This window comes from Agrobacterium sp. P15N1-A, assembly GCF_044626815.1.
Classification (GTDB): Bacteria; Pseudomonadota; Alphaproteobacteria; order Rhizobiales; family Rhizobiaceae; genus Agrobacterium; species Agrobacterium leguminum.
On the sequence record NZ_JBIUPF010000002.1, the window covers coordinates 403,432 to 417,984 of the forward strand.

General features: G+C 59.9%; 11 protein-coding genes. 8 read left to right on the plus strand and 3 right to left on the minus strand.

Annotation, left to right across the window (positions count from 1 at the left end):
* Positions 1 to 201 precede the first annotated feature (201 nt).
* The 5 genes from ACIK7D_RS09955 (at position 202) to ACIK7D_RS09975 (ending at position 5,286) form a co-directional block, all read left to right on the plus strand.
* On the plus strand, positions 202 to 1,308 hold the full coding sequence (locus ACIK7D_RS09955) for an ABC transporter substrate-binding protein (RefSeq protein WP_020009254.1): 1,107 nt from the start codon (positions 202 to 204) through the stop codon (positions 1,306 to 1,308).
* Between the two features lie 104 nt (positions 1,309 to 1,412).
* On the plus strand, positions 1,413 to 2,297 hold the full coding sequence (locus ACIK7D_RS09960; protein WP_080816421.1) for an ABC transporter permease subunit: 885 nt from the start codon (positions 1,413 to 1,415) through the stop codon (positions 2,295 to 2,297).
* Positions 2,294 to 3,076: an ABC transporter permease gene (locus ACIK7D_RS09965; RefSeq protein WP_400156202.1), complete on the plus strand. Its 783-nt coding sequence runs from the start codon at positions 2,294 to 2,296 to the stop codon at positions 3,074 to 3,076. Before ACIK7D_RS09960 ends, ACIK7D_RS09965 begins: the two co-directional genes overlap by 4 nt.
* A 12-nt stretch (positions 3,077 to 3,088) precedes the next feature.
* On the plus strand, positions 3,089 to 4,147 hold the full coding sequence (locus tag ACIK7D_RS09970; protein WP_400156203.1) for an ABC transporter ATP-binding protein: 1,059 nt from the start codon (positions 3,089 to 3,091) through the stop codon (positions 4,145 to 4,147).
* 95 nt (positions 4,148 to 4,242) lie between these two features.
* Positions 4,243 to 5,286 carry a zinc-dependent alcohol dehydrogenase family protein gene (locus ACIK7D_RS09975; protein WP_400156204.1) on the plus strand — a complete coding sequence of 348 codons (1,044 nt, stop codon included), beginning with the start codon at positions 4,243 to 4,245 and terminating at the stop codon, positions 5,284 to 5,286.
* A gap of 44 nt (positions 5,287 to 5,330) precedes the next feature.
* On the opposite strand, the gene ACIK7D_RS09980 is transcribed toward ACIK7D_RS09975, so the two are convergent.
* The gene (locus tag ACIK7D_RS09980) at positions 5,331 to 5,975 is read right to left on the minus strand and encodes a hypothetical protein (protein WP_400156205.1); all 645 of its coding nucleotides are present in this window, start codon (positions 5,973 to 5,975) and stop codon (positions 5,331 to 5,333) included.
* 333 nt (positions 5,976 to 6,308) lie between these two features.
* Here ACIK7D_RS09980 and ACIK7D_RS09985 point away from each other — a divergent pair, with 333 nt between their 5' ends.
* Together ACIK7D_RS09985 and ACIK7D_RS09990 are read left to right on the plus strand one after the other, a co-directional pair.
* Positions 6,309 to 7,085, plus strand: a complete 777-nt coding sequence (locus tag ACIK7D_RS09985) for an AAA family ATPase (RefSeq protein WP_400156387.1) — start codon at positions 6,309 to 6,311, stop codon at positions 7,083 to 7,085.
* Between the two features lie 78 nt (positions 7,086 to 7,163).
* A complete protein-coding gene (locus ACIK7D_RS09990; RefSeq protein ID WP_080816410.1) occupies positions 7,164 to 8,495 on the plus strand; it encodes an MFS transporter in 1,332 nt (443 codons plus the stop codon).
* Between the two features lie 69 nt (positions 8,496 to 8,564).
* Here the strand turns inward: ACIK7D_RS09990 and metH are convergent, their stop codons facing one another.
* Complete coding sequence (metH, locus tag ACIK7D_RS09995; RefSeq protein ID WP_400156206.1) at positions 8,565 to 12,338, minus strand: methionine synthase; 3,774 nt, start codon at positions 12,336 to 12,338, stop codon at positions 8,565 to 8,567.
* Between the two features lie 192 nt (positions 12,339 to 12,530).
* Here metH and ACIK7D_RS10000 point away from each other — a divergent pair, with 192 nt between their 5' ends.
* Positions 12,531 to 13,778, plus strand: coding sequence for an AGE family epimerase/isomerase (locus ACIK7D_RS10000; protein ID WP_400156207.1), 1,248 nt, complete (start codon positions 12,531 to 12,533; stop codon positions 13,776 to 13,778).
* A 146-nt stretch (positions 13,779 to 13,924) separates the two neighbouring features.
* On the opposite strand, the gene ACIK7D_RS10005 is transcribed toward ACIK7D_RS10000, so the two are convergent.
* Positions 13,925 to 14,485, minus strand: coding sequence for a dual specificity protein phosphatase family protein (locus ACIK7D_RS10005; protein WP_059756755.1), 561 nt, complete (start codon positions 14,483 to 14,485; stop codon positions 13,925 to 13,927).
* Between the last annotated feature and the right edge of the window lie 68 nt (positions 14,486 to 14,553).

Below are 14,553 nucleotides of genomic sequence, written 5' to 3' on the forward strand. Positions count from 1 at the left end.
CACCAAGCTGGGGAACGCATCTGATCTAACGGACGACAACGGGCAACTCCCGCAATTGCAGGCACACAAGCCTGATAATGGCGGAAAACGAGTGTAAAGTGGCGGAATCCGGATAAATAAATTGCAATCCAGCCGTCACATTAGCTTCATCGAGAATCCGTATCAGCGTCCGCAATATGAGAACACGAAGAGGAGAAAAAAGTGATCTCTCACTGCCGCCGACTGCTTGCTACGACCACCGCACTGGTCATCGCTTCCACCGCGATCGCCGCCGCTGAGCCGAGCGCCGAACTGATCGCTGCCGCCAAGAAGGAAGGCATGCTGACCACGGTCGCGCTGCCGCACGACTGGTGCGGTTACGGCGACGTTATCGCCGCGTTCAAGGCGAAGTACCCGGAAATCACCGTCAACGAACTGAACCCGGACGCCGGCTCTGCCGACGAAGTCGAAGCCATCAAGGCGAACAAGGACAACAAGGGCCCGCAGGCTCCTGACGTCGTCGACGTCGGCCTCGCTTTCGGCCCGCAGATGAAGGCCGAAGGCCTGCTGCAGCCCTACAAGGTCTCCACCTGGGACGAAATCCCCGACAACGTCAAGGACCCGGAAGGTTACTGGTACGGCGACTATTATGGCGTCATGTCGATGTTCGTGAACAAGGACCTCGTCAAGAACACGCCGAAGGACTGGGCCGACCTGCAGAAGCCGGAATATTCCGGTCAGGTAGCGCTTGCCGGCGATCCGCGCGCGTCCAACCAGGCGATCCTCGGCGTTCTCGCCGCTGGTCTTTCCACCGGTGCAAAGTCTGGCAAGGAAGCCGGTGAAGCCGGCCTGAAGTACTTCGCCGACCTCAACAAGGCCGGTAACTTCCTGCCGGTCATCGGCAAGGCCGGTACGCTGGCACAGGGCGCGACCCCGATCATCATCGCCTGGGACTATAACGCCCTTTCCTGGAAGAAGACGCTGAACGACAACCCGCCGACGGAAGTTGTCGTTCCTGAGAAGGGCGTACTCGCCGGCGTTTACGTGCAGGGCATTTCCGCCTACGCGCCGCACCCGAACGCTGCCAAGCTGTGGATGGAGCACCTCTATTCCGACGACGGTCAGCTCGGCTGGCTGAAGGGTTATTGCCACCCGATCCGCTTCAACGCCATGGTCAAGGCCGGCAAGGTTCCGCAGGAACTGATCGACAGCCTGCCGCCCGCAGCAGCCTATGAAAAGGCGATCTTCCCGACGCTCGAGGAAGTCGACGCCAACAAGGCTGCCGTCACCGGCGGCTGGGACAGCGTTGTCGGCGCGAACGTGAAGTAAACTGTTGAAAACGCACCCCGGCCGATCAAAAAGCCGGGGTGCTTCTTTTATAATGAATACCTTAATAGACAGACCGTTTTGAAAGCGGCGTTTGGGGACAAGGCATGTCATCGACCAACACCGGCGGACCTTCCGACGCGGGCAGAAAACTGCCTCTTCACTGGATAGGGATCGTACCTTTTGCCGTTTTTGTTCTGCTGTTTCTGATTCTGCCGACGATGAAAATCGTCATCGGCGCGTTTCAGCAGACGGATGGCAGCTTCACGCTGGACAATATCGCCGGGCTTTTCACCTCCTCCATCCTTGCGGCCTACTGGATTTCGATCAAGATCAGCCTCGCTTCGGCGGCGCTGGGCTGCCTGATCGGTTTTGCCGTGGCGGCCGCCGTGGTGCTGGGCGGATTGCCGCAGCGCATTCGCGGACCGCTTCTGACCTTTTCCGGCGTCGCTTCGCAATTCGCCGGCGTGCCGCTCGCCTTCGCCTTCATCGCCACGCTCGGCCCGGTCGGCCTCCTGACCGTCTTTCTGAAGACCCAGGTCGGCATCGATCTCAGGCTCCTCGGCTTCAACATCCTGTCCTTCTGGGGTCTCACCGTCACCTATCTGTTCTTCCAGATACCGTTGATGATCCTCATCATCACGCCGGCGCTGGACGGGCTGAAACGCGAATGGCGCGAGGCTGCGGAAATCCTCGGCGCAACCGGCCTGCAATATTGGCGCATGGTGGCCTTCCCCATCCTGCTGCCGTCGCTGCTTGGCACCATGTCGCTGCTCTTTGCCAACGCCTTCGGCGCGGTGGCGACCGCAATCGCGCTCACCGGCTCCTCGCTCAACATCGTGCCAATCCTGCTTTTCGCGCAGATTCGCGGCGACGTTCTCGGCAACCCGCATCTCGGCTACGCGCTCGCCTTCGGTATGATCGTCGTCACCGGCATCGCCAATGCGCTTTATATCTGGCTGCGCGCCCGCAGCGAAAGGTGGCTGAAATGAAGCGTTTCTTCGCCTGGGGCGCGCTGATCTTCGGCCTGCTCTATTTCGCCCTGCCGCTGATCGGCATGACCAACTTCTCGCTGAAAATGCGGCGCGGCGAATATTCCTTCGACGCCTATGCCAGGGTGCTGACCGATCCGCGCTTTCAGGAAACCTTCAGCTATTCGGTGGTGACGGCGCTGTTCACCATCGTCTTCGGTGTGCTGCTGGTGGTTCCCACCGCCTATTGGGTGCGCCTGAAACTGCCGAGCCTGCGCCCCTATATCGAATTCATCACGCTTTTGCCGCTGGTCATTCCGGCCATCGTCATCGTCTTCGGTTACATCCGGCTTTACAACACGTCGAGCTGGCTGCCGCTGACCGGCACGAGCTTCGGCACCAACCTGCTTTTGATGTTCGGTTACGCCACACTGGCCTTGCCCTATATGTACCGCGCCGTCGATACCGGCCTCCGAACCATCGATGTGGCGACGCTGACGGAAGCGGCGCAGAGCCTTGGCGCGGGCTGGACGACCATCCTCTCGCGCATCATCCTGCCCAATGTTCTGGTCGCCGTGCTGTCCGGTGCGTTCCTGACCTTCGCCATCGTCATCGGTGAATTCACCATGGCAGCTCTTTTGAACCGCCCGGCCTTCGGCCCCTACATGCAGCTGCTTGGCGCCAACCGCGCCTATGAACCGGCCGCACTTGCCGTGATTTCCTTCGGCATCACCTGGGGTTGCCTGGGTCTGATCCAACTCGTTTCACGCTACCAGAAGGGCGCGCCTCCCAAGGCCTGAGGACAATATTTCATGAGCTTTTTGACACTTAGCAACATCAAGAAATCCTTCGGCTCCGTGCAGGTCGTGCATGATTTCAACATGGCCATCGAAAAGGGCGAGTTCGTCTCCTTCCTCGGGCCATCGGGCTGCGGCAAGACCACCGTGCTGCGCATGATCGCCGGTTTCGAAACCCCGAGCGGCGGATCCATCGTCATCAACGGCAAGGACCAGACGGCGCTCAGACCGAACCAGCGCAATATCGGCATGGTGTTCCAGGCCTATGCGCTGTTCCCCAACATGAATGTTTATGAAAACGTCGCTTTCGGCCTCAAAGTCGCCGGCAAACCGAAAGCTGAAATCGATGCACGCGTGAAGGAAATGCTCCAGCTCATCCATCTGGAGCATCTCGCGGACCGTTATCCCTACCAGATGTCGGGCGGCCAGCAGCAGCGCGTGGCGCTCGCCCGCGCGCTCGCGCCGAAACCGGAAGTGCTTCTGCTGGACGAACCGCTCTCCGCGCTCGACGCGAAAATCCGCGTCTCGCTGCGCGAGGAAATCCGCCAGATCCAGCAGAAACTCGGCATTACCACCATTTTCGTGACCCACGATCAGGAAGAGGCCCTGTCGATTTCCGACCGCATCGTCGTCATGAATGGCGGCCGCGCCGACCAGATCGGCTCTCCTTTCGATATCTACAACAAGCCCGCGACCCGCTTCGTCGCCTCTTTCGTCGGCACGCTGAACCTCATCGACGCCACCGTGGTTGATTCCTCATCCAACACCATCCGTGTGGGAGAGCAGCAGATCACCCTGCACAAGCCGGTCGATGCGGCGAACGGCGAAAAAATCACCCTTGCCCTGCGACCGGAAGCGGGCGCGCTCGGCGGCGATGCGAAAGGCGATGTCGCCATTTCCGGCCTCGTCACCTCCAGCCAGTTCCTCGGCTCCGTCATCCGCACCCGCCTCGATCTCGGCGGTTCCACCCTGTCTTTCGACATGTTCAACGATCCCGGCACAGCACCGCCCGCCGTCGGTGAGCAGGTGACGCTCAAATTCGCAGCCGGCGACCTGATGCTCATCAAGGACTGAAGCGCTTTTCCAGACGCAAAACCGCTTCGCCCATTTGCGGGAAATGGTAGAGCAGGTATGACTTCGAACCTGCATACCAACGATGTGAGGCCATGATGCGCGCGCTTTTTTACGAACTGTTCGGCGAGACCCCGGTTGTTGCGTCCCTGCCCGATCCGGAACCGACCGATGGCGGCGTGGTCATCGAGGTAAAGGCGACAGGTCTCTGCCGCAGCGACTGGCACGGCTGGATGGGGCATGACCCGGATATTCGCCTGCCGCACGTTCCCGGCCACGAATTCGCCGGCGTGATCGCCGCCGTCGGCAAGAACGTCACCCGCTTCAAGACCGGCGACCGCGTCACGGTGCCCTTCGTCTCCGGCTGCGGCCATTGCCATGAATGCCGTTCCGGCAATCAGCAGGTCTGCGAGGCGCAGTTCCAGCCCGGTTTCACCCATTGGGGTTCCTTCGCCGAATATGTCGCCATCGATTATGCCGATCAGAACCTCGTGCATCTGCCGGATACGATGAGTTACGCCACCGCCGCCGGCCTCGGCTGCCGTTTCGCCACCTCCTTCCGGGCCGTGACCGATCAGGGACGCCTGAAGGGCGGCGAATGGCTGGCGGTCCATGGCTGCGGCGGCGTCGGTCTTTCCGCCATCATGATCGGCGCCGGCCTCGGCGCGCAGGTCGTCGCCATCGACATTGCCGAAGACAAGCTCGAACTTGCGCGGCAGCTTGGAGCAAGCGCCACCATCAACAGCCGCGCGGTTGCCGATGTTGCCGAGGCGGTTCGCGAGGTGACGGGTGGTGGTGCACATGTCTCTGTCGATGCGCTCGGCCACCCGCAGACCTGCTGCAACTCCATCAGCAATCTGCGTCGGCGCGGCCGCCATGTGCAGGTGGGGCTGATGCTGGCAGACCACGCCATGCCCGCCATTCCCATGGCGCGGGTGATCGCACATGAGCTGGAGATCTATGGCAGCCACGGCATGCAGGCGTGGCGTTACGAGGACATGCTGGCGATGATCGAAAGCGGCAGGCTCGCGCCGGAAAAGCTGATCGGCCGCCACATCTCACTGACTGAGGCAGCAACCGCCCTGCCCGCCATGGACAGCTTCAGGGAAAGCGGCATCAGCATCATCGACCGGTTCGAATAGTGCAGGCTCCTGAGACCGTCTAAGGTTTAAGGATTTCGCACCGCTCAGGCGCTCCTGCGTCCGAATGTCCGGACCGGAGCGGCTCCCGGGGCAGACGCGTGGACCGACGATGCTGCCGGGATACGCGCCGCGTGATCCGTCTGGCTATCGCTCCATTGACGGTTTACCAGTTGTTTCTTGCGGACCTCCAGCGGGTCGGGGGTGTCCTCCTCCTCCTGCCGCTGACTTCCCGCAACTGCGGAGATCGTCGCCAATCGCGAAATCCACCGCACTAGCTGCATGCCCTTGTGAACAAGCACAAAGATACCAGCAATTGCGACCGCTATGATAATCACGAGGTTCCAGGGCGCGTCGCTGTCCCTCGCCGCCCGCTCCATGCGGTCTTTTGTCGTCGGATCAAAACCAAGCGTCGCCTTCAGCCTGGCGATATCCGCATCGCTGAGCCTGCTGTACCGCTCGCCACGATACAGCACATAACCGCTCCTATCCCCGCTGTTGAGATAACCAACGTCGAATGCTTCCCCGTCGCGAAGAAAAGGCTCTCTGTCCGCCAGATCATAAACAAGATCGATGGTCTCGCCGCCGCCGAATCCGGGGACGGCAAAAAACCGGGACTTCCGCGCCTCAGCTTCGCTCACGAATATCGCGGAAAATAGAAACGCGACCGAAAAAAGCGCAATATGCTTCATTCACTCTCTCCAAAAACAACGAGAATGATGACAACTGGCATTACTGAATTAATTTGAAGTATATACTTACGATAACATCTTAAATTTAAGATATATATTGCATATGTCTAATGTAGATCGATTTATTACTTAGAATTAGACACACTAATTTATAATAAAATGGACTTCTAACGATGCGACATGACGTATCTCCGCCAACGCTATAAACCATTGGTGCGAACAGCGCCCCACGTTAAGCCGCAATCACACGCAATTGCTTTGAGCATAGCGCCGCGATGATGCGACAGAGCGCAACGTCGGCGAACATGACGGATGAGATACAAGGAACGCGACATGCTGTTTCTCGATAGCGTAACCATGAAAGAAACCCCGGGCGGACGGGATGAATATCCTTTCTCGGTTCCGGCGCTGCGCCATCTGGAACGCCTCGAGTTCAAGACGCCGATCACCTTTTTTGCCGGCAATAACGGCTCCGGCAAATCGACGCTGCTGGAAGGGCTGGCGGCGGGAATGACGGCCTATGCCATCGGCAATCACGGCCAGGTTGCCGGCGACCTCTACCTTCAGCATGCCGAAACCGTGGCGAAGTCCTTCTATTTCGCCCGCAAGAAATATCCGAAAATCCGCATGTTCATGCGCGCGGAAGACGTGCTTGGTTATATCCGCCGGCAGAACGAGGATGCGCTGGACGATTTTCGCTGGGAGCGGGAAAAGGCCCTCAAGAAGGGCGAAGACTTTCCGGAAGAAACCCCGGATACGTTTCGCAGGATCGTCAGGAACAATGTCATCGACCGGCGTTCGCATGGCGAAGGATTTCTCGATATCATGCAACAGCGGCTGCATGGCGCCGGCCTCTATTTTCTCGACGAACCGGAAAGCCCGCTTTCGCCGCAAAAGCAGCTCGAACTGGCGGCCCTTATCCGTGACGCCGCCGATAGCGGCGGGCAATTGATCATCGCCACCCATTCGCCGGTGCTTTTGGCCATTCCCGAGGCGACCATCTATCATTTCGACGCAGACGGCATCACCGAGCGCCTCTATGACGAGCTGGAGAACATCAATTTCCTGCGCCGCTTTCTTGATCGTCCCTCGAAATACCTGAGCGATTGAGCGTCGATTAGGCTTGAAATCGCGCCGCGCTTGCCGCATGCCCATAAGTAATACGTAATTTAGAAAAGAAGCAGCTTCATGTCTCCCACCACCACACCGGCGGCAGCCCGGCCCCTCAACGGTCAGGATTACAGAACTCTTGGCCTTTCGGCCCTCGGCGGCGCGCTGGAATTTTACGATTTCATCATCTTCGTATTTTTCGCCACCGTCATCGGCCATCTGTTCTTCCCGCCGGAAATGCCGGACTGGCTGGTGATGATCCAGACCTTCGGCATCTTCGCCGCCGGTTATCTGGTGCGGCCGCTGGGTGGCATCGTGCTGGCGCATTATGGCGACCGTTACGGCCGCAAGCGCGTCTTCGCCTTCTCCATCCTGCTGATGGCGCTCTCGACCCTCGGCATGGCGCTGATGCCGACCTATGCCACCATCGGCGTGGCCGCCCCCATCCTGCTCATCATCCTGCGCATGCTGCAGGGTGCCGCCATCGGCGGTGAAGTGCCGGGCGCATGGACCTTCGTTGCCGAACACGTGCCCTTCCGCCGCGTCGGCCTCGCCTGCGGCTTCCTCACATCGGGCCTTTCCTTCGGCATCATGCTGGGTTCGCTGATCGCCTTCGCCATCAACTCGCTCTTCACACCGGAAGACGTGGCCGGTTACGCCTGGCGCATCCCCTTCCTGCTCGGCGGCATTTTCGGCCTCATCGCCGTTTATCTGCGCCGCTGGCTGGAAGAAACGCCGATCTTCACCGAGATGAAGAAGTCGAAATCGCTGACGGACAAGCTGCCGCTCGGGCTGGTGCTGAAGCACCATATGCGCGGCGTGGTCATTTCCGCCCTGCTGACCTGGGTTCTCTCGGCCGCCATCGTCGTCACGACGCTGATGACGGCCACCTTCCTGCAGAAGCTTTACGGTTATACCCCGACACAGGCGCTAGCCGGTACCAGCTTCGGCACGCTGTTCCTGATCTTTGGCGTCATCATCGCCGGCGCGCTGATCGACCGTGTCGGCTCCGGCATCTTCTTCATGGGGGCGAGCATCTTCTTCGGCATCGCCACCTTCACCTTCTACAGCTATGCCGGCACATCGCTTCAAACCATGTTCGTGCTTTACGGCGTCATGGGCCTGTCGGTCGGCATGGCGGGGGCCGTACCCTATGTCATGGTCCGCGCCTTCCCGGCCTCGGTCCGCTTCTCGGGTCTCTCCTTCGCCTATAACGTCTCCTATGCCGTCTTCGGCGGGTTGACGCCGATTGGCGTGACCACGGCGCTCGCCGTCAACCCCATGGCCCATGCCTGGTACCTGGTCTTCATCGCCGTCCTCGCCTTCGCGATCGGGCTCTATCTTTACCTGCGCGGCAGCGAGGTCGAGAGCCATGTCGGCATCGAGGAACTGGCGGCGTTGCGGTCTTAAACAACCCAATGAACGCAAAAGCGCGGGCAAGACCCGCGCTTTTTTATTGAATGGCAGCACACCGAACCATCACGCCGCGCTGTCGATTTCCTCCGCGCCGTTCGTCGGCACGTAATTGAGGACAGGACCGAGCCAGCGCTCCACCTCTTCCATCGGCATGTCCTTACGGCGCGCATAATCGAGAACCTGATCGCGCTCCACCTTGGCGACACCGAAATAATAGCTCTCGGGATGGCCGATATAGATGCCGGAGACGGAAGAGCCGGGCCACATGGCGTAGCTTTCCGTCAGTTCCACACCCGCCGCATTGGTGGCGTCGAGCAGGGCGAACAGCGTCTTCTTTTCGGTATGGTCGGGCTGGGCCGGATAGCCGGGTGCCGGGCGAATGCCGGCATAGGCTTCGCCAATCAGCTCATCGCCGTTGAAGTTTTCCTGCGGTGCATAAGCCCAGAACTCCTTGCGCACCCGCTCATGCATGCGCTCGGCAAAGGCTTCCGCGAAACGGTCGGCCAGCGCCTTGACGAGGATGGACGAATAATCGTCATTCGCCCGCTCGAACCGCTCGGCAATCGCCACTTCCTCGATGCCCGCCGTCACCACGAAACCGCCGACATAATCGGCAACGCCGCTATCGACAGGCGCGACGAAATCGGAGAGCGCCACATTGGGGCGACCGTCGCGCTTGGAAAGCTGCTGGCGCAGCGTGAAGAAGGTCGCCAGCTCTTCGCCGCGGCTTTCATCCGTGAACAGCCGGATATCGTCGCCCACCGCATTGGCCGGCCAGAAGCCTATCACCGCGCGCGGCCGGAACCACTTCTCGTCGATGATCTTCTTCAGCATCGTCTGCGCATCGCTGTAAAGCTGCCGCGCCGCCTCGCCCTGCTTTTCATCATCGAGAATGGCCGGGAAACGACCCTTCAATTCCCAGGTCTGGAAGAAGGGCGTCCAGTCGATGTAACGGGAAAGCTCTTCAAGATCGTAAGTCTCGAACACCCTGGTGCCGAAGAATTGCGGCTTGACGGCGCTATAGGCCGACCAGTCGATCTTGTGCGCATTCTCGCGGGCGCGGGAAAGCGGCAGGCGCTGCTTCTCGCGCTCATTGCGGGCGTGCGCCTCCGCAACCTTGGCATATTCGCTGCGAATACCATCGATATAAGCGGGCTTCTGCTCGGCGGAGAGAAGGGCCGACACGACGCCCACCGCACGCGAGGCGTCGGTGACATAGATTGCCTGCCCCGCCTCGTAACGCGGATGAATTTTCACCGCCGTATGCACGCGGCTGGTCGTTGCGCCGCCGATCAGGAGCGGAATGTCGAAACCCTGCCGCTCCATTTCGGCAGCCACATGTACCATCTCATCGAGCGACGGCGTGATGAGGCCGGAAAGGCCGATCACATCCACCTTTTCGGCAATCGCCGTCTCAAGGATTTTCGTCGTCGGCACCATGACGCCGAGATCGATGATCTCGTAATTGTTGCAGGCGAGAACGACGCCGACGATGTTCTTGCCGATATCGTGCACATCGCCCTTGACGGTCGCCATCAGCACCTTGCCGGCGGCACTGCGCTCAGACCCGCCATTCAGGCGCTTTTCCTCTTCCATGTAAGGAAGCAGCACGGCCACGGCCTGCTTCATCACGCGGGCGGATTTCACCACCTGCGGCAGGAACATCTTGCCCGAACCGAAGAGATCGCCGACCACATTCATGCCGGCCATCAGCGGGCCTTCGATGACGTGCAATGGGCGCTCCGCCTTCTGGCGCGCCTCTTCCGTATCGGCCTCGATATAGTCGGTAATGCCGTTGACCAGCGCATGTTCCAGCCGCTTCTCGACGGGCAGTTCGCGCCAGGAAAGGTCCTGAACCTTCGTATCCTTGGCGCCCGTGCCACGGAAACGTTCCGCGACCTCCAGCAAACGCTCGGTCGCATCTTCGCGGCGGTTCAGCACCACGTCCTCGCAGGCCTCACGCAGTTCCGGATCGATATTGTCGTAAACCGCAAGCTGCCCGGCATTGACGATGCCCATATCCATGCCGACCTGAATGGCGTGGTAGAGGAACACGGCATGCATCGCCTCACGCACCGGCTCATTGCCGCGGAAGGAGAAGGACAGGTTGGAAACGCCGCCGGAAATATGCGTCAGCGGCATGGTTTCGCGGATGGTTCTGGTGGCCTGAATGAAATCCACACCGTAATTATTGTGTTCCTCGATACCCGTCGCAACGGCAAAGACGTTGGGGTCGAAGATGATGTCTTCCGGCGACAGGCCCGCCTTCTCGGTCAGGAGCTTATAGGCGCGCGCGCAGATTTCCACCTTCCGCTGATAGGTATCCGCCTGCCCGACCTCATCAAAGGCCATGACCACGACGGCCGCACCGTAATTGTGGACAAGCCGCGCCTGCTGGAGAAACTTCTCCTCGCCTTCCTTTAGCGAAATGGAATTGACGATCGATTTGCCCTGAACGCATTTCAGGCCGGCCTCGATGATCTCGAACTTGGATGAGTCGATCATCACAGGCACGCGGGCAATATCCGGCTCGGCGGCGATGAGGTTCAGAAACTCCACCATCGCCTTTTCGGAATCGATCAGACCCTCATCCATGTTGATGTCGATGATCTGCGCACCGTTTTCCACCTGGTCGCGGGCGACAGCCAGCGCCGCCGTATAATCGCCAGCGGTGATGAGCTTGCGGAAGCGGGCCGAGCCGGTGACGTTGGTGCGTTCGCCGACGTTGACGAAGGGAATGTCCTTGGTCAGCACGAAAGGCTCGAGGCCCGAAAGCGACATGAAGGGCTTGTGCTCGGGAATTTCGCGCGGCTTGTAACCTTTGACAGCCTCCGCAATCGCTCGGATATGCTCCGGCGTGGAACCGCAGCAGCCGCCGACGATATTGACGAGCCCGTCGCGGACAAAACCCTCGACCTGACGCGCCATCATCTCCGGCGTTTCGTCGTATTGGCCGAATTCATTCGGCAGGCCGGCATTCGGATAGGCGCAGACGAAGGTATCGGCCACATCCGAAAGCTCCTGAAGATGCGGACGCATGGCGTCAGCACCCAGCGCGCAGTTCAGGCCGATGGTGAAGGGATTGGCATGGCGCACCGAGTTCCAGAATGCGGACGGCGTCTGACCGGAAAGCGTGCGGCCGGAAAGGTCGGTGATCGTGCCGGAGATCATCACCGGCAGGCGGATGCCCTTCGCCTCGAAACGCTCCTCGCAGGCGAAGATCGCCGCCTTGGCGTTCAGCGTATCGAAAATCGTTTCGATCAGGATGATATCGGCCCCGCCGTCGATCAGACCGTCGATCTGCTCGCCATAGGCGATGCGCAGATCGTCGAAGCTGACGGCGCGAAAACCGGGATTGTTGACGTCAGGCGAAATCGAAGCCGTGCGGTTGGTCGGGCCGATGGCGCCCGCAACGAAACGGCGGCGGCCATCTTCCCGCTCGGCGCGCTGGGCGGCACGGCGGACAATCGCTGCACCCTCGCGGTTGAGATCGTAGACGGCGTTTTCCATCTCGTAATCGGCCTGCGCGATGCGCGTGGACGAAAACGTGTTGGTTTCGAGAATATCCGCACCCGCCATGGCGTAGCGGTAATGGATGTCTTCGATGGCATCCGGCTGGGTCAGGATCAGAAGGTCGTTATTGCCCTTCTGATGACAGGCACAGCCGATAAAACGATCGCCACGAAAATGGTCTTCGTCGAAACCCAGCCCCTGGATCTGCGTACCCATGGCGCCGTCGAGAATGAGGATGCGTTCGCTGGCAGCTTCGCGCAACGCCTTGAAAATTTCCGCGCCGTCACGCTTTGCCCCTTCAGGGCCGAACAGATCGTCAAACACGGGCACACTCCTCATTTCGATTTGCAAGATCGCAAGCCGTCAAGTCACATAAAGATATGTTTATGTCAATATATCTTCAAGGGACAGGCATGGCTTTGCGCAGTTGCGGCACGTTACGAAATATCGCTGACAGATGACAGGTTTATACGGCAAGGATATAAGCCGAAGCAGCAAACAGCATGGAGGACGAGAATGCCCGAGGACGATCACAACAGCCGCAACTGGAACACCCTGCCCTGGCATCGCCAATGGCTGGTAAAACAGGCCGAGGGACTTTTCGATTTCTTCCAGTATCGCGCCGTCAACCCTGCCGGCGGCTTCTTCGATCTCGATGCCAAAGGCGCGCCGTTGCAGCCAAACGACCCCGTGCGCGGCATTCACGCATCCGCCCGCATGGTGCATTGCTTCTCCATCGGCCACCTGCTCGGGCGTCCGGGCTGCGGCGATATCGTCGATCACGGCATGACCTATCTCTGGAACAGGCACCGCGACGGCGAGCATGGCGGTTATTTCTGGCAGGTGAACGATGCCGGCCCGGTGGACGCCACCAAGCAGGGTTACGGTCACGCTTTCGTGCTTCTGGCCGCCTCTTCCGCCAAGACCGTCGGCCACCCGCTGGCCGACAGGATGCTGGCCGATATTACCGAGGTTCTGGAAACGCGCTTCTGGGAAGAAAAACACGGCGCCATCGCCGAGGAATTCCATCGCGACTGGTCGCCCATCGAGAATTATCGCGGCCAGAACTCCAATATGCACCTGACCGAAGCGCTGATGGCAGCCTATGAGGTCACCGGCGACAACAGCTACCTCAGCAAGGCGGAGCGCATCGCCGATCTCGTCATCCGCCGCCGCGCCGGCGAGCTGGACTTCCGTGTGCCGGAGCATTTCGACGAGAACTGGACGCTCGACAAGGAGTATCGCGGCAACGAAATGTTCCGCCCTTCCGGCTCCACCCCCGGCCACTGGCTGGAATGGGCCCGCCTCATCCTGCAATTATGGGTGCTGGGGGAGCGCCGCCACGACTGGATGCCGGTGGCTGCGAAATCGCTGTTCGTGCAATCCATGGCGCTCGGCTGGGACCGGGAAAAGGGCGGCTTCTTTTATACGCTCGACTGGAACGACAATCCCGACAAGCGGGCCAAGCTCTGGTGGCCCATGTCCGAAGCGGCGGGCGCTGCCCACTTCCTCAACGAGAACCTGCCGGCGGACAACTTCTATGAAGACAGCTATCGCCGCATCTGGAGCACCATCGCCAACAACTTCATCGACCATGAGAATGGCGGCTGGCACGAGGAATTGACGGAAGATCTGGTTCCCGCCCACACGCTGTTCCCCGGCAAGGGCGATATCTACCACGCGCTTCAGGCCTGCCTCATCCCACTCTTCCCGGCGACGGGAAGCCTGACGAAGGTGATCAGGGAAAGCGGCGGGGATTATTGAGGCGCGCTGCGCAACCGTTCGTCATGCCGGCCTTGAGCCGGCATCCAGCCACGGCGCGTCTGCGCCGTGAAAGAGTCTTTTGCGATCAATGACTTGATCGCACTGGCCCCCGGATCAAGTCCGGGGTGACGATGTCTGGCGGCGTCTCAAAACCCGATGGTTTCCTCGAAATCGTCCCAGGACTGGTACATTTCATAACGCCCGATACCGGGGATCGGCACATGCCCGTAATAGGGCGAAAGCTGGAACTCGGCCGCCGCCTCGCTCTTGCCGGCCACGGCGGCCACATAGATCGCGGAGGCGAGCCCGGTGCGGTTGGCGCCATGTTCGCAATGGATGAGAACAGGTTTTTCCGCATTGCGCAGCACGGCCGCCAGCGTTTCCGAATCTTCCACCGAGACCTTTTCGCTTGAACTCAGCGGATAATCGACAAGCCGGATGCCGTTGTTCTTGGCCGCAAGACTTTCGGCATCATACCAGCCTTCACGCTTTTCATCGCGCAGGTTGATGATCGTCTTGATGCCATAAGCCTTGGCATAGGCCGCAATGTCCTTGCCGCTCGGCTGGGCCGAACGATAGAGTTCGCCGGGAATGACTTCGTGAAAATTTCCGGTCAGTTGACCGATGCCCATATGCGCACCCGCCAGAACCGGCAGGGCGACAAGGCCGATGGCGGTTATTTTCAGAAACTTCAGAACAATACGCAAAACATCAACCCGCGACATTCATCGAATGGAGGGGGAAATGGCATCGCAAATGGACGAAAACAAGTCAG